The organism is uncultured Methylobacterium sp. (assembly GCF_964242245.1).
Lineage (GTDB): Bacteria > Pseudomonadota > Alphaproteobacteria > Rhizobiales > Beijerinckiaceae > Methylobacterium.
Genome location: NZ_CAXTBY010000022.1, coordinates 17,728 through 32,424 on the forward strand (window position 1 = coordinate 17,728; position 14,697 = coordinate 32,424).

Below are 14,697 nucleotides of genomic sequence, written 5' to 3' on the forward strand. Positions count from 1 at the left end.
CGTCTCCGTGTCTGTGATCCATCGCGGGCCTGGAGGCCGTCGCCGACCCCGTATCCCGTCCGCAGTTCTTAATTAGAACAGCTCCAATATGCCGTCAACGGCGAAGTGGCGCCACGGTTCCGGAGATCGCAGCGCTATCGCCATTGGACGACGATTCGGGGCGGGCGGTGCAAACCGGTCACGCTTGGCCGCCGGTCGGTCGAACCGGGTACGCCCGCGCACTCCGACCGACGCGAGACGTTCGGATCGGCAACCCGCATCCTCATGCCGGAGAGCCGCGGCGCTGCCCTCCGGCATCGACTCGGGCGGACCCCTCGCTTAACACCTGTTAGCATCGGCATCCGCGCCGGTGCGGAAGGTCTGCGACCATGGTGCTGGAACCCGACGCGACCCTGGAAGGTGCCGCCGCGCTCGCGACCACGGAGGCGAAGTCCGCCCGCACCGACCTGATTGAGGCCGCGGCCTCGCTCGTGACGCGGCGCGGCGGTCCCGGCGGCTTCGTTCGCGACCTGCTCGGGCGGGTGCCGCCGGAGGATCTCGCGGCCTACTCGGCCGAGGCCCTCGCCGATCTCGCGCTCGCCGCCCGGGCGCACCTCGCCGAGCCCCGCGTGCCGGGTGCCGCCTCGGGCCTGCGCCTGCACGATGTCGGTCTCAGTCGGGACGGGCGCATGCGCGACCTGACCGTCGTCGAGGTGGTCAACGACAACCGGCCGTTCCTCCTCGACTCGACGCTGGCCGCATTGACCGAGCAGGGCCTGACGCCCCACCTCGTCGCCCACCCGATCCTCGGCGTCGAGCGGGACGGGGCCGGCAACCTCCTGCGCGTCGTCGGCGAGACCACCGCCGACGCCCACGGCGCCCTCAACCGCGAGAGCTTCATCCACATCCACCTCGACCGTCTCGATGCGGGCGAGGCGCGCACGCGCCTGGAGGACGGCCTCGCGCAGGTGTTCCGCGACGTGGCCCGCGTCACCGACGATCACGACGCCATGCTGGCGCGGCTCGGCGACCTCGCCGAGGGCTACGGCCGCACCCCGCCGCCGCTCCCCGAGACCGAGGTCGCCGAGGCGCGGGCCTTCCTGCACTGGCTGAGGGACGGCCACTTCACCTTGCTCGGCCTGCGCGAGCACGCCCTGCCGGGCGAGGCGGGTCAGAAGACCGATGCCGAGGCGGAGGGCGAGAGCCTCGGCATCCTGCGCGACCCCGACCTCGCGGTGCTTCGGCGCGGGCAGGCGCTCGTCGCGATGACGCCCGAGATCGTCGCGTTTCTCGAGGAGCCGCACGCCCTCATCATCACCAAGGCGAGCCTCAAGGCCCGCGTCCACCGGGCGGCGCACCTCGACTACATCGCGGTCAAGCTGTTCTCGGACGCGGGCAGGCTCGCCGGCGAGGTGCGCATCGTCGGCCTGTTCACGGCCTCCGCCTATACCGCGCTCGCCCGCGAGGTGCCGGTCCTGCGCGGCAAGGTGGCTGCCGTGGTGGAGCGGGCCGGCCTCGATCCGACGAGCCATGCCGGACGCGCGCTGCTCGCCGTGCTGGAGACCTATCCCCGCGACGACCTGTTCCAGATCGACGTGGAGCGGCTCTACCGCTTCACCCTGGCCATCGCCAACCTCGCCGACCGGCCGCGCATCCGCGTCCTGTCGCGCATCGACCGGTTCGGGCGCTTCGTCTCCCTCCTCGTCTACGTGCCCAAGGACCGCTACGACTCGATCGTCCGCGGCCGCATCGGCGCCTACCTCGCGCAGGCATACGGCGGACGCCTCTCGGCGACCTACCCCGACCTGCCCGAGGGGCCGCTGGCCCGCATCCACTACATCGTCGGCTTCTCGGAGGCCGGCGCGCCCGAGCGCGATCCCGCCGACCTGGAGCGCGGCATCGCCGCCCTGGTGCGGACCTGGGGCGATGCGCTCCGCGCCGCGCTCTCCGACGCCATGAACGGCCGCGAGGCGCGGGCGCTGGCCGCCCGCTACGGCGAGGGCTTCTCGGCCGCCTATCGCGAGAACTTCTCCGCGGCGGCGGCGATGGCCGACATCGCCATCGTCGAGGGCTTGAGCCCGGAACGGCCCCGCGCCGTCGCCATCGGCCGCCGCGACGCGGACCCGCCCGTGCAGATCCGCCTCAAGGTCTTTTCCCGCGGGGCCTCGCTGCCGCTCTCCGACCGGGTGCCGGCCCTGGAGAACCTCGGCTTCCGGGTGATCAACGAGCGGACCTACCGCATCCTGCCCGTGGGCGCGGACGAGTCCGCCCGGGTCTGGCTGCACGACATGCTGCTGGAGCGCGCCACCGGCGCCTCCGTCGATGTCGCCGTCCTGGAGGCGCCGCTGGAGGCGGCCCTCCTCGCGCTCGCCGACGGCGCGGCCGAATCCGACGGCTACAACCGCCTCGTGCTGGAGGCGGGCCTGTCCTGGCGCGACGTGGCGCTGCTGCGCGGGCTCGGGCGGTATCTTCGCCAGCTTCGCGTGCGCTACGGCCAGGACTACCTCGCCGCGACGCTCAGCCAGCATCCCGGCATCGCCCGGGCGATCGTCGCGCTGTTCTACGCCCGCTTCGACCCGCGCCTGGAGGGCGACCGCGCCGCCGCCGAGGCCGCGACCCGCGCGGCGATCGAGGCGGCGCTCGCCGACGTGACCAGCCTCGACGAGGACCGCATCCTGCGCCGCTTCGTCAACCTCGTGGAGGCCGCCGTCCGCACCAACGCCTTCCAGGTCGGCGCGGACGGGACCCCGCGGGAGACGATCGCCTTCAAGTTCGCCTGCGCGAAGGTCTCCGGCATGCCGCTGCCGCGGCCGTTCTTCGAGATCTTCGTCTATTCGCCCCGCGTCGAGGGCCTGCACCTGCGCTACGGCTACGTGGCGCGCGGCGGTCTGCGCTGGTCGGACCGGCCGGAGGACTTTCGGACGGAGATCCTGGGCCTCGTCAAGGCCCAGCAGGTCAAGAACGCGGTGATCGTGCCGGTCGGCGCCAAGGGCGGGTTCTTTCCCAAGCGTCTGCCCCCGGCCTCGGAGCGCGCCGCGTGGCTCGCCGAGGGCACCGAGAGCTACCGCATCTTCATCCGCACGCTGCTGGAACTCACCGACAACATCGTCCACGACGCCGTCGTGCCGCCCGCCGACACCGTCCGCCACGATCCGGACGACGCCTACCTCGTGGTCGCCGCCGACAAGGGCACCGCCACCTTCTCCGACATCGCCAACGCCCTCTCGCTGGAGCGCGGCCACTGGCTCGGCGACGCCTTCGCCTCCGGCGGCAGCCAGGGCTACGACCACAAGGGCATGGGCATCACCGCGCGCGGTGCCTGGGAGGCCGTGCGCCGCCACTTCCGCGAGATCGACGTGGATACCCAGTCCGATCCCGTCACGGTGGTCGGCGTCGGCGACATGTCGGGCGACGTGTTCGGCAACGGCATGCTGCTGTCGCGCACGTTGAAGGTGGTCGCGGCCTTCGACCACCGCGACATCTTCCTCGATCCGAACCCCGACGCGGCGGCGAGCTATACCGAGCGGCGCCGCCTGTTCGACCTCGGCCGGTCGAGTTGGGCCGATTACGACAAGGGGCTGATCTCGACGGGCGGCGGCGTGTTTTCCCGAAGCCTCAAGGCGATCCCGCTCTCCCCCGAGATCCGGGCGGCGCTGGGCTTCGCGCGGGAGAGCGCCGCGCCGGCCGAGCTGATGCAGGCGATCCTGAAGGCGCCGGTGGATCTGCTCTGGTTCGGCGGTATCGGCACCTACGTCCGCGCCACCTCCGAGTCCGACGAGGAGGCCGGCGACCGGGCCAACGACGCCGTGCGCATCACCGGACCGGAAATCCGCGCCAAGGCGGTCGGCGAGGGCGCCAATCTCGGCCTGACGCAGCGCGGGCGGATCGAGGCGGCGCGTGCGGGCGTGCGCCTCAACACCGATGCCATCGACAACTCGGCCGGCGTCAACACCTCCGACGTCGAGGTGAACATCAAGATCGCCCTGATGACCCCTGAGCGCGACGGGCGCCTCGACGCGGCCGCCCGCAACGCGCTGCTGGTGACGATGACCGACGAGGTCGCCCATCTCGTCCTGCGCAACAACGAACTGCAGACGCTGGCGCTCTCGCTGGCCCTCCACCGGGGCCTGGGCGAGACCGGCTTCGCGATGCGGACCATGCAGGGGCTGGAGGCGGAGGGGCGCCTCGACCGAACGGTGGAATACCTGCCGGACGACGCCGCGCTCACCGAGCGCATGCGCCGCGGCGAGGGGCTGACGCGCCCCGAATACGCGGTGCTGCTCGCCTACGCCAAGCTCTCGCTCTACGACGCGATCCTGGGGAGCCCGGTCCCCGACGACCCGTACTTCGACCGCGAATTGCAGCGCTACTTTCCCCGCGCCCTGCGGGAGCGGTTTCCGGATGCGGTGAAGGGCCATCGCCTGCGCCGCGAGATCATCGCGACCGCGCTGTCGAACATCATCGTCAACCGCGGCGGCGTCTCGCTGGTGAGCCGGCTCGCCGACGAGACCGGGGCTGATGCCGCCACCATCGTCAAGGCCTACGCGGTGACCCGCGACGCCTTCGACCTGATGGCGCTGAACGCGGCCATCGACGGACTTGCCGGGATCGGAGGCCAAGCCCAGATCGCCCTCTACGCCGAGGTGCAGGACCTGCTGGCCGGCCGCATCGTCTGGTTCATCCGCAACCTCGACCTCGCCGGCGGCATCGCGCCGCTGGTCGCCCGCTACCGCGACGGCGTCAGCGCCGCGCTGGCCGCGCTGCCGAGCGTGCTCGGGGCGGAGGCCCGCGCGGCAATCGACCGGCGCAGGGCGGAGCTTGCCGGGTACGGCATGGCGGAGGAGCCGGCGCTGCGCTTGGCCTCCCTGCGGGCGCTGACCTCGGCGCCGGACATCGTCCGCGTCGCCGGCACCAGCGGCCGGCCGATCGCGGAGGTCGCGGCGACGCACTTCGCCCTGGAGCGGGAATTCTCCCTCGACGCGCTGGCCGCCGCCGCCCGCGCCGCGCCGGTCGCCGACACCTTCGACCGGGTCGCCCTGGAGCGGGCGGTGGCCGGCATCTCCACCGCGCACCGCCTGCTCACGGCGGAGGTGGTGGGCGACCTCGGCGCCGGTCCCGACGCCGTCGCCGCCTGGAGCGCGGCCCGCGGCCCGGCGCTGACCCGCATCCGCGGGGCGGTCGACGCCATCGCCGCCTCGGGGCTGACGGTCTCGAAGGCCACCGTCGCCGCAAGCCTGCTCGGGGACCTCGCGCGGGCGTGACTGGCCGGCGCCCCGAGCGCGATCCGTCTCCGCTCAGGGCTGACGGGCGGGCGCCGGCAGCAGGGACCGGGCGGGGCCCTTGAGGGCGGACAGGGCGAGGCCCAAGCCGAGCACCGCGACGGCGGCGGCGATCAGCGGCAACTGACCGTAGCCCGATCCCGCGGTCAGGGCCGCGCCGCCGAGCCACGCGCCGGCGGCGTTGCCGAGGTTGAACGCGCCCTGGTTCAGGGTCGAGGCGAGGTTCGGCGCGTCGCTGGCCGCCTCCACCACCCAGATCTGCAGCGGCGAGACGAGGGCGAAGGCGAGCCCGCTCCACACCACCAGGACCGCGAGCGTCGCCGCCTCGAAGCGGGCGACCGCCGCCAGCAGCGTCAGCACCGCGATCAGGCCGAGGAAGCTGCCGATCACCGTGGCGGTGAGGTTTCCGTCGGCGAGCCGCCCGCCGATCAGGTTGCCGGCGGTGAGCCCGAGCCCGGCGAGGAACAGGGCGCCCGTGACGCCGCGGGCGGTCAGCCCGGTCACCTCCATCAGCAGGGGCGTGATGTAGGTGAACACCGTGAACAGGCTCACCGAGGACAGCGTCGAGACCAGCATCGGCCGCAGCACCGGCCAGCGACCGAGTGTCCGGAATTCCCGCGCGAGGCCGCCGCGCGAGCCCGGAAGACCGGCGGGGACGAAGCGCTGGATCGCGAGGCCGGCCGCCACGCCGATCGCGACGACCGCCCAGAACGTCGCGCGCCAGCCGGCGGCCTGCCCCAGGGCCGTCCCCAGCGGCACGCCGAGGACGTTGGCCAGCGTCAGCCCGGTGAACATCAGCGAGACCGCCTGCGTCCGCTTCTCCCGCGGCACCAGATCGCGGGCGACGATCGCGCCGATGCCGAAGAACGCCCCGTGGGCGAAGGCGGTGGCGATCCGCGCCAGCATCAGCGTCGCGTAGGTGGGCGCCACCGCGCAGGCGACGTTGCCGGCCAGGAACACCGCCATCAGCGCCAGGAGCGCGGTCTTGCGCGCCAATCCCGCGGTGGCGACCGCGACCAAGGGCGCGCCGACCACCACGCCCATGGCGTAGCCGGAGACGAGATAGCCCGCCTGCGGGATCGTCACGGAAAAGCTCCGCGCCACCTCGGGCAGCAGGCCCATGATCACGAATTCCGTGGTGCCGATCCCGAAGGACGCGACGGCAAGCGCGAGGATCGGCAGCGAGGCCAAGGGGACGACTCCGGTGGCGCGGTCGGGCCGAAACCCATGGATCGGTATCGTGCGGTGCAAGCCCATGATGCCGGATCGGTGCGGACTGGATACCGCCTCGCAGTGGGATGCTGCCCTGTCCCACCGGCAGAGCCTGCGGAACCGAGGTGCAAGCCCGTCACGATGGTAGCATCCCGGCGTCCCGGCCCCGCGTCGGCGCGCGACGCGAGACCTGAGCGACAACCACGGCACGTTGGCCCCGTCGTCACCGGCGGGCGCTGCGTGCGTCCCGCGTGGTCCTCGGCCCGCTGCTACGGTTCGGTGAGCGGCAGGCCGCGGCTCGGCGGGCTCCAGTGCAGGTCGGGCGTGAGCGCGTGGAGCTTCCGGTGGGCGAGCACGGCGTAGGTGTCGGTCATCCCGGCGATGTAGTCGGCGATGCGCCGCGCGATCCGGCTCCCCGGGGCGCCCTCCAGCCCCGCGCTCCACTCGGCCGGCATCCGGGACGGATCAGCGCGGAACGCCGCGAACAGGTCGGCGACGATGCTGTTCGCCTTGGCCCGCACCGCCATCACGCCCGGGTTCCGGTACATCCGCGCGTAGAGGAAGCGCTTGATGTCGGCATCCGCCCGCGCGATCGCCGGCGAGAACGCGATCACCGGCGCGTCCGCCGCGCGGATGTCGGCGACGCTGCGCGGCCCGAGCCGCGCGAGGCGCCGCGTGCCCTCCGCGATCACGTCCTCGACGAAGCGCGTGATCACCCGCCGGGCCAACTCGTGGATTTTCCGTGATGCCTCGAGGCCCGGATGCAGGGCCTCGATCTCGTTGAGCAGGGCGGCGAGGAAGGGCACCTCGACGAGATCGGCAAGATCGAACAGCCCGGCGCGCAGGCCGTCGTCGAGGTCGTGGCTGTCGTAGGCGATGTCGTCGGCGAGCGCTGCCGCCTGCGCTTCCGGCCCGGCGTGGCGCGACAGTTCCAGGGGATGACGGGCATCGTATTCGAGGATCGCGGCCGGGATGCCGCGGGGCGCGTAAGCGGCCGTCGGGCGGCCGGCCTCGGTCAGCAGGGGACCGTTGTGCTTGACCAAGCCCTCCAGGGTCTCCCAGGCAAGGTTGAGCCCGTCGAACCCGGCGTAGCGCCGCTCCAGCCGCGTCACGATGCGCAGCGTCTGCGCGTTGTGGTCGAAGCCGCCGTGCTCCGCCATGCACGCGTCGAGCGCGTCCTCGCCGGTATGGCCGAAGCAGGTGTGGCCGAGGTCGTGCGAGAGCGCCAGCGCCTCGGCGAGGTCCTCGTCGAGGCCGAGCGCCCGGGCGAGCGCGCGGGCGACTTGGCTCACCTCCAGGGTGTGCGTCAGGCGGGTGCGGTAATGGTCGCCCTCGTGGTGCACGAAGACCTGGGTCTTGTGCTTCAGGCGCCGGAACGCGGTGGAATGCACCACCCGGTCGCGGTCGCGCTGGAAGTCGCTCCGGGTCGGCGAGGCCGGCTCCGCGATCAGCCGCCCCCGGGTCGCCGCCGGATCGGTCGCGTAGGGCGCGCGCCAGCGCTCACCGTTGGCCCGCACGCCGCCTCCGTCCATCCGTCCCGGCCGGCATCAACCCTCCCCGTCGTCCCGAAAGACGCCGGCGCGTTGCGGCGCGGGCGCATCCCTCATATCTTGGAGCCTTGAGCGCGCGCGGCAATCGCCGGGTCTCGCGTTCCCCACAGCATCGCCGATGGCTCACCGATGGCCGACATCACCCTGACCCCCCGCGCCGCCAAGCGCATCAACGAGATCATGGGCGCCGAGCCCCCCGGGGCGGCGCTTCGCGTCAGCGTCAACGGCGGCGGCTGCTCGGGCTTCTCCTACGCCTTCGACATCACCCGCGCTCAGGAGGCGCAGGACGTGACGATCGAGCGCGACGGGGCCACCGTCGTGGTCGATCCGGTCTCCCTCGAGTACATGGCCGGCTCGACCATCGACTTCGTCAACGACCTGATCGGCCAGTCCTTCAAGATCGAGAACCCGCAGGCCACCGCCTCCTGCGGCTGCGGAACGTCGTTCTCGCTCTGATCGTCTCAGGTCCCGCGTTCACGGTCTCCCCTGCGTGATCGCCGCGCTGCCTCCTCTTCGCGTGAGATTCGCGTGAGAGAAGAGACGGCGGGATCGCCGCCTTCGATCCCTTCATGGGAGGACGATCTCCCTTATCCTGAGGCTGGATGCGCTCCCGCGAGCGCACGCCGCGGCATGACCGATTGCCTCGCCCGCGAAAATGCGTGACGAAAGCGTTGCGCACTCCTCGGAAATCCATCAGCGGCCCGGACACGATGATGAGCCACCGAACCGTCCGCGCCGGCCTCGCACGGGCTGTCCGCCTCTCGGCCTGCGCCGTCGCGCTCCTGTCCTGCGCTGCCGGTGCCGTTCGGCCCGTCCTGGCGCAGGAGGCGGCCTCCGCCGTCCAGGACGTGACGCTGACCGACGTGGTGCTGCCGCTCGGCGACACCGTGCTGCGGGCGCCCAACGTCACGGTCAGCGGCACGCGCCTGTCGAAGGGCGACCTGACGGCGATCCTGAAGGCGGACTCGCCCGAGCCTTGGGGGCCCCGCCTCGCACGCCTGGAGGCCGCCAGCATCACGATCCCGGTCCTCAGCTCCGAGCATGCCGGCCCCGGCGCCTCGGTCCAGACCGTGACTTACCGCGAGGTCAATGCCCGCGACGTGCGGGCGGGCCGCATCGCCGAACTGACGGCGGCGAGCGCGGCGATCAGCGTCGTCGGCGGTCCCCAGAAGGGCGCGGGCACCTATGGGCGGGTCGCGGCCGTCGACCTCGACCTCGCCGGGCTCGTGCGGCTCTACGGCGAGGCGGGCGACGGCAAGGGTCCGGTGCAGCGGATCTACGCCTCCATCCAGGTCGCCGACGTCGTCTACACGGACGATTCCGGGATCACGATGCGGCTCGCCCGCCTCGACGGGCGCGACCTCGGCGGCCGCCCGGTGCCCGGCGGCTGGAGCGGCGCGGTCGGTGCGCTGACCGCCGGCCTCGACGCCCTCGACCCGGAGATGCCCGCCGGCGACCGGGCCAAGCTCGCCGGCACCGCCGCCGACCTCGCCGACGCGGTCTCCGTCGGCGGCCTGGAACTGCGCGGCCTCGGCCTCAGCCAGACCGATCCGGACGGGCCGCTGCTCGTCGGGATCGGGCGGCTGGCCTACGCGGGCGTCGGCGCCGAAGCCGGCACGACGCTGGAGGACGTCACCTTCGCGCAGGGCGGCTTGAAGGCGCGGCTCGGGCGCGTGGCGCTCTCGGGTGTCTCGCTGGCTCCGACCATCGCCACCCTGCGGCGGCTCGCGAACCCCGACGCTGCGGCCACGGACGAGGACCTGCGCCGCCTCGCCCCGGCGGTCGGCGGCCTGACTTTGCAGGATCTCAGCCTCGACCTGCCGGGCGAGGATGCGCCCGCCGAGGCGGAGAACGGCGGCAAGGCCGGCACCGGTCCGGGCAGGCCCGGTGGTCCCCTCGCCGCGCCGGAACCCGCCCCGGTCCACGTGGCGCTGCGCAACGCCGCGCTCACCCTCGGGCCGCCGCGGGACGGGGTGCCGACCGCGAGCCGCCTGGACCTGTCCGGCCTCACCTTCCCGGCCGCGATCGTCGCGGGGATGCCGGTGCTCGGCGCCCTGCCCGGCTACGGTTACGCGGATCTCGACCTCAACCTCGTCGTCGATTCCGCCTGGGACGAGGCCAAGCGCGAAGTCGCCCTGCGCGAGATCACCCTGTCGGGCCGCGACCTAGGCTCCGTCCGCCTCGCGGGCACCCTCGGCGGCATGGGCCCGGAACTGTTCGGCGCGAACGTCGCCGCGAGCCGCATGCTGATGGTCTCGGCCACGGCCAAGGCGCTGGACCTGACGATCCAGAACACCGGCCTGTTCGAGCGCTTCCTCGCGGCGCAATCGAAGAGCCTGAGCCTCAAGCCCGAGGAACTGCGCCAGGAATACGTCACCGCCAGTCGGTTCGGGGTGCCGGCGATCCTCGGCAACTCCGCCGCCGCCCGGGCGATCGGCGCCGCGATGGGTCAGTTCGTGGCAAAGCCCGGACGACTCGTCCTGACCGCGAAGGCGAAGAGCCCTGCGGGCCTCGGCTTCATCGATGTCGGCACCGCCCGCTCGCCGGCCGCCGTCCTCGACAAGCTCGACGTGGACGCCAAGGCGGACTGAGCGGTCTCCGGGCTTCTCAGTGCCGCCCGGAGCATCACTCGGCGATGACGCCCGGATAGCGCTGAGCGAGGTCCCGCCGCGTCGCCGCCATCCAGCCGCGGTCGCGGTCGGCGCGGGGGCGATCGAGCGGCACGGTCGCCACGAGGCTCGCCGGACGGGGCGACAGGAGCAGCAGACGGTCGGCGATCGCGATCGCCTCGGCGACGTTGTGGGTGACCATCAGCACGCTCATGCCGAGGCGGTCGACGATGTCGACCACGAGGCCGCGCAGGGAGGCCGCCGCCGCGTCGTCGAGGGATACGAACGGCTCGTCGAGGACGAGGAGGCGCGGGTCGTCGGCCAGCGCGCGGGCGAGCGCGACGCGGCGCTGCATGCCCAGCGACAGGGCGCCCGGATAGCGCCCGCGCCACGGCGTCAGGCCGAGATGGGAGAACAGCGCGTCGAGATCGCGACCTCGCCGGGCCCGCGGCATGGCCAGCCGAACGTTCTGCTCCACCGTGCGCCAGGGCAGCAGGCGCGGCTCCTGGAACACCATGCCCGGCCCGCCCCCCGAGGCGCGCGGGTCCGGCACGATCGTGCCCTCGTAATCCGGGTCGAGTCCGAGCAGGATGCGCAGCGTCGTGGTCTTGCCGGCTCCGGACGGTCCGATCAGGCAGGCGATCTCGCCGGGCCGGATCACGAAGGCGAGGTCGCGCACCGCCTCCACCGGCTCGACCGAGGCCGGGTGGTAGACCTTGCGGGTGATCGCGACCGAGAGGACGGGCTCAGCGCCAGCGCCGGACATGCGCTTCGAGCCGCTGGAGGAGGAGGATGTCGATGGCGATCATCACGCTCATGAACACGATGCTGTAGCCGAGGATCGCGGCGACGTCCGTGCTCTGCACGAAGTAGAAGTTGATCGCGAAGCCGACGCCGTTCGGGCGCCCGAGCAGCTCGATCACCAGCACGATCTTCCAGGCGAGCGACAGGCCGGAGCGGGCGGCGGCCACGGCGTAGGGCTGGAGCTGCGGCACCAGCACGTGGGCGATCCAGGTGCGCCGATCGAACCGGTAGGTCCGCGCCATCTCCTCCAGACCGGGATCGAGCTCGCGGGCGCCCTCGCGCAGGATCACGGCGACGTTGGGCAGCTTGTTCAGCACCACCGCGAGGATGGCGGCGGCTTCGTTCAGGCCGACCCACACGTAGGCCAGCACCGTGATGACCAGCGCCGGCGTGTTGAGGAGCGCCAGCAGCGGCGTGTCGAGGACGAGGTTCGCGGTCTTCGAACGCCCGAGGGCGACGCCGAGCAGCACGCCGAGCACCATGGCCAGCACGAACGAGACGCCGACGCGCGCGAGCGTGATGCCGACGTTGCTCCACAGGTCGCCGCGGGCCCATTCCTGCACGATGAACGCGGCCACCCGGGACGGCGCCGGCAGCAGCCGCGAGTTCGCGGCCTGCGCGGCCAACTGCCACGCAAAGAGCAGAACCAGCATCGAGGCGAGACGCGTGAGGACGACGCGCATGCGGCGGGAGCCGGTCCCATTGAGGCGCAGCCGGCTCGCGCTCCTGAGGGGTCGCGTCGTCTTCACCTGGGCCGGGTCCACCTCACGCGAAACCGGTCGAGCGGCTGCCCGGTCCGGGTCGCTCAACCATTCCCGGCGCCGTCGTAGTACAGATCCGGTGGCAGGCCCGTGCCGGCCCCGACGAGGCGCTCGCCGCCCAGGCGGGACATCACCGCGTAGAGCCGCTCGCCGTCGCCGCGCTCGGCCGCGATCGTCCGGCGCGGGATGCCGGCGAGGTATTCGCGCCGGAGCGCCTGGAAGGTCGGCTCGTCGTCGGCACTCATCAGCGGGCGCACGAGTTCCCAAGCGGCGGGATCGCCCGCGAGCCGGTCGTTGGCCATCCGCGCCGCCCGCGCGAAGCCGGCGATCACCTGGGGCCGCGCGGCGACGGCGGCGGCCTCGAATAGATACCCGCTCAGTGCCACCGATCCGATCGCGCCGAAGGCCCGCATGACGTCGTCGGCGCTGATCAGCCGGCGGTAGCCCTTCGGCTCCAGGCGCGCGCAGTAGGTCCAGTAGGTCAAGGCCGCGTCGAGGGCGCCCTGCTCCAGCTTCAGCGTGATGAGCGGCGCCGCGCCGTAGGCGATCTCGGCCTCGCGCTCCAGGTCGATCCCGCCGCCGTCCCGCGCCTGGGTCTTGAGCAGCAGCCAGTTCTTGTCGAGCGGTCCGCCCGCCACGCCGAGCTTCCGGCCGGCGAGGTCCTTCAGGGTGCGGATCGGCCCGTCGCCGCGCACCATCACCGCGCCCTCGCTGGTCGAGAACGGGAGGAAGCGGACCGGGCGGCCCTCGTTGCCCAGGCGCGCGGACCAGAACAGGTCGGCCAGCATCGTGTCGACCTGACCGCCGACGAAGGCAATCCGCGCCGCGTCCGTGCCGGCAAGCTTCACGACGTCGAGGGAGAAGCCGTTTTCCGCATCGAGGCCGCGCGCCTTGATCACCGCCGCCTCCCAGGCAACCGTGCCGAAGGGCAGGCTTCCGACCCGCAGAACCGGCGCGTCCGCCCGCGCGGAACGGGACAGGACGGGCAGGCCCGCGAGCGCGGCGGCGAGCAATCCGCGCCGTGACAGCATGGCGCCTTCTCCTTGAAATCTTGTCCCGAGCGGTCTGGCCGAGACGCCGCGGGCCCGGCGTCTCGACCGCCATTGCGGACATGGTCTTAGGGCGTCGATGCGCGCCCGTCCACGGGGCGGGAGCCTTGCGCAGCCCGGGCGTCCGGGGCACCTTACACCCGCCTGAGCAAACTTTTCTCGAGGAATGACGATGGCGGAGCCGCGCGAGGGCGTCCTGGACGACGAGACGATCGTCGCGCGGTTGAAGGCGGAGCTGCCGGCTTGGCGCTACGAGGACGGCTGGATTCGCCGCACCTACAAGACCGCGGGCTGGAAGAGCACCCTGATGGTGATCAACACCGTCGGTCACCTTGCCGAGGCCGCGTGGCACCATCCGGACCTGACGGCCTCCTACGCCTGGGTCGAGGTGCGGCTGATGAACCACGCCGCCAGGGGCGTGACGGACAAGGATTTCGCGCTGGCGCGAAAGATCGAGGAGGTCGTCTCCTGGCAGCCGGGCCTGGAGGGCGCAGGCCTCGAAGGCACGCCGACGGACCCGCGCTTCGCCTACATCAAGTACGAGAAGTAGCCGTATCCCGCCTTCTTAGGGCGCTCAGTCCGGCGGCTGGCCGAGCCTCCGGCGCACCCACGCGCAACTGATCCGGAATGAACTTTAGTGCCGCGTCCTCGGTTCTTAACGAACCATGGTTCCGAGGACGATCCTATGCCGAGCAACGAGTACCTGATCATTGGCCTTGCCGTGACGACGCTGGTGATCGTCATCCTTGCGGCGACAGTCCTGCGCGGGCGCGTCGCCAAATCGAAGGGCGACACCGCACGCTCCAGCTTCACCGAGAACCACGGTGAAGCCCCGCGTCCCAACCGCCCGGGAACCGAGCACTGAGCCGGGTTCGTCCTCCACTCTTGCGGTGGCACGATCGTCCCGGTCGCTTGTCAGCGTCTTGCCGTTGTCAGGCCCTCGCTCGCGACGAACCCTCAAAGCGACGGCGCCGCTCCGTCATTGATCGCGCTTCGACCGTCTTTCCGGACGATCCGGGCTTGATCGCCGCGCGTTTCCCGACGGGCAGCGACAAGATCTGGCATCGCTTGAGGGCGCTGGTCCCGCCGTGTTCCGAGGGACCGCTTACTGCGCGGTCTTCACCCGCCGGCACTCCGTCTTGAGGTAGGAGGTCTTGCCGATCTCGTCGCGCCGGTCCGTGCGGGCGATGATCTCCTGCCAGCCGTTGGTGCAGCCGAGTTCGTTGGCGACACGCACCACGCGGACTTCCAGCGCCTTGTCGTCGGTGCAGGATTCCTGCGGAATTCCGTTGGCGCAGACGAGGACGACGGCGAGGAAGGCATTCACGGAGCAATCTCCCGATGGCGGCGCTGCGGCACCCGGTGTAGCGTACTCGGCCGTCGTGCGAAGCGACCCCCGCTTCCGTGACGAGTACGCTGTGCAGGCGTGGCTGCGCGTCACAGCGGACGGTCGC

General features: G+C 72.2%; 11 protein-coding genes. 5 read left to right on the plus strand and 6 right to left on the minus strand.

Features of this window, described 5'->3' with window-relative positions:
* The first annotated feature begins 368 nt into the window (after nucleotides 1-368).
* Nucleotides 369-5,240 carry an NAD-glutamate dehydrogenase gene (locus tag ACFE8Y_RS07615; RefSeq protein ID WP_375463791.1) on the plus strand — a complete coding sequence of 1,624 codons (4,872 nt, stop codon included), beginning with the start codon at nucleotides 369-371 and terminating at the stop codon, nucleotides 5,238-5,240.
* A gap of 33 nt (nucleotides 5,241-5,273) precedes the next feature.
* On the opposite strand, the gene ACFE8Y_RS07620 is transcribed toward ACFE8Y_RS07615, so the two are convergent.
* Nucleotides 5,274-6,449 carry an MFS transporter gene (locus ACFE8Y_RS07620; protein ID WP_375463792.1) on the minus strand — a complete coding sequence of 392 codons (1,176 nt, stop codon included), beginning with the start codon at nucleotides 6,447-6,449 and terminating at the stop codon, nucleotides 5,274-5,276.
* A 290-nt stretch (nucleotides 6,450-6,739) separates the two neighbouring features.
* On the minus strand, nucleotides 6,740-8,002 hold the full coding sequence (locus ACFE8Y_RS07625) for a deoxyguanosinetriphosphate triphosphohydrolase (protein WP_375463793.1): 1,263 nt from the start codon (nucleotides 8,000-8,002) through the stop codon (nucleotides 6,740-6,742).
* A gap of 147 nt (nucleotides 8,003-8,149) precedes the next feature.
* Between ACFE8Y_RS07625 and ACFE8Y_RS07630 the strand changes: the two genes are divergently transcribed.
* On the plus strand, nucleotides 8,150-8,476 hold the full coding sequence (locus ACFE8Y_RS07630; RefSeq protein ID WP_375463794.1) for a HesB/IscA family protein: 327 nt from the start codon (nucleotides 8,150-8,152) through the stop codon (nucleotides 8,474-8,476).
* 257 nt (nucleotides 8,477-8,733) lie between these two features.
* Complete coding sequence (locus tag ACFE8Y_RS07635) at nucleotides 8,734-10,611, plus strand: hypothetical protein (RefSeq protein WP_375463795.1); 1,878 nt, start codon at nucleotides 8,734-8,736, stop codon at nucleotides 10,609-10,611.
* A gap of 34 nt (nucleotides 10,612-10,645) precedes the next feature.
* On the opposite strand, the gene ACFE8Y_RS07640 is transcribed toward ACFE8Y_RS07635, so the two are convergent.
* The 3 genes from ACFE8Y_RS07640 to ACFE8Y_RS07650 form a co-directional block, all read right to left on the minus strand.
* A complete protein-coding gene (locus tag ACFE8Y_RS07640; RefSeq protein ID WP_375463796.1) occupies nucleotides 10,646-11,395 on the minus strand; it encodes an ABC transporter ATP-binding protein in 750 nt (249 codons plus the stop codon).
* Complete coding sequence (locus tag ACFE8Y_RS07645) at nucleotides 11,376-12,116, minus strand: ABC transporter permease (RefSeq protein ID WP_375463797.1); 741 nt, start codon at nucleotides 12,114-12,116, stop codon at nucleotides 11,376-11,378. The genes ACFE8Y_RS07640 and ACFE8Y_RS07645 overlap by 20 nt, the downstream gene beginning before the upstream one ends.
* Before the next feature lie 122 nt (nucleotides 12,117-12,238).
* Nucleotides 12,239-13,225, minus strand: a complete 987-nt coding sequence (locus ACFE8Y_RS07650) for an ABC transporter substrate-binding protein (protein ID WP_375463798.1) — start codon at nucleotides 13,223-13,225, stop codon at nucleotides 12,239-12,241.
* 190 nt (nucleotides 13,226-13,415) lie between these two features.
* Between ACFE8Y_RS07650 and ACFE8Y_RS07655 the strand changes: the two genes are divergently transcribed.
* Both ACFE8Y_RS07655 and ACFE8Y_RS07660 read left to right on the plus strand, forming a co-directional pair.
* Nucleotides 13,416-13,793 (plus strand): 4a-hydroxytetrahydrobiopterin dehydratase, encoded by a 378-nt coding sequence (locus tag ACFE8Y_RS07655; protein WP_375463799.1) that lies wholly within the window; start codon nucleotides 13,416-13,418, stop codon nucleotides 13,791-13,793.
* 135 nt (nucleotides 13,794-13,928) lie between these two features.
* Nucleotides 13,929-14,108, plus strand: a complete 180-nt coding sequence (locus ACFE8Y_RS07660) for a hypothetical protein (RefSeq protein ID WP_375463800.1) — start codon at nucleotides 13,929-13,931, stop codon at nucleotides 14,106-14,108.
* A gap of 240 nt (nucleotides 14,109-14,348) precedes the next feature.
* Here ACFE8Y_RS07660 and ACFE8Y_RS07665 read toward each other — a convergent pair whose 3' ends face one another.
* On the minus strand, nucleotides 14,349-14,570 hold the full coding sequence (locus tag ACFE8Y_RS07665) for a hypothetical protein (protein ID WP_375463801.1): 222 nt from the start codon (nucleotides 14,568-14,570) through the stop codon (nucleotides 14,349-14,351).
* Nucleotides 14,571-14,697 lie beyond the last annotated feature (127 nt).

Excerpts from the sequence above, each read along its gene's own strand:
- ACFE8Y_RS07655 (WP_375463799.1), top strand. The coding sequence starts at position 13,416 with ATGGCGGAGCCGCGCGAGGGCGTCCTGGACGACGAGACGATCGTCGCG.
- ACFE8Y_RS07660 (WP_375463800.1), top strand. The coding sequence starts at position 13,929 with ATGCCGAGCAACGAGTACCTGATCATTGGCCTTGCCGTGACGACGCTG.
- ACFE8Y_RS07625 (WP_375463793.1), bottom strand. The coding sequence starts at position 8,002 with ATGGACGGAGGCGGCGTGCGGGCCAACGGTGAGCGCTGGCGCGCGCCC.
- ACFE8Y_RS07650 (WP_375463798.1), bottom strand. The coding sequence starts at position 13,225 with ATGCTGTCACGGCGCGGATTGCTCGCCGCCGCGCTCGCGGGCCTGCCC.
- ACFE8Y_RS07615 (WP_375463791.1), top strand. The coding sequence starts at position 369 with ATGGTGCTGGAACCCGACGCGACCCTGGAAGGTGCCGCCGCGCTCGCG.
- ACFE8Y_RS07640 (WP_375463796.1), bottom strand. The coding sequence starts at position 11,395 with ATGTCCGGCGCTGGCGCTGAGCCCGTCCTCTCGGTCGCGATCACCCGC.
- ACFE8Y_RS07635 (WP_375463795.1), top strand. The coding sequence starts at position 8,734 with ATGAGCCACCGAACCGTCCGCGCCGGCCTCGCACGGGCTGTCCGCCTC.
- ACFE8Y_RS07645 (WP_375463797.1), bottom strand. The coding sequence starts at position 12,116 with ATGCGCGTCGTCCTCACGCGTCTCGCCTCGATGCTGGTTCTGCTCTTT.
- ACFE8Y_RS07630 (WP_375463794.1), top strand. The coding sequence starts at position 8,150 with ATGGCCGACATCACCCTGACCCCCCGCGCCGCCAAGCGCATCAACGAG.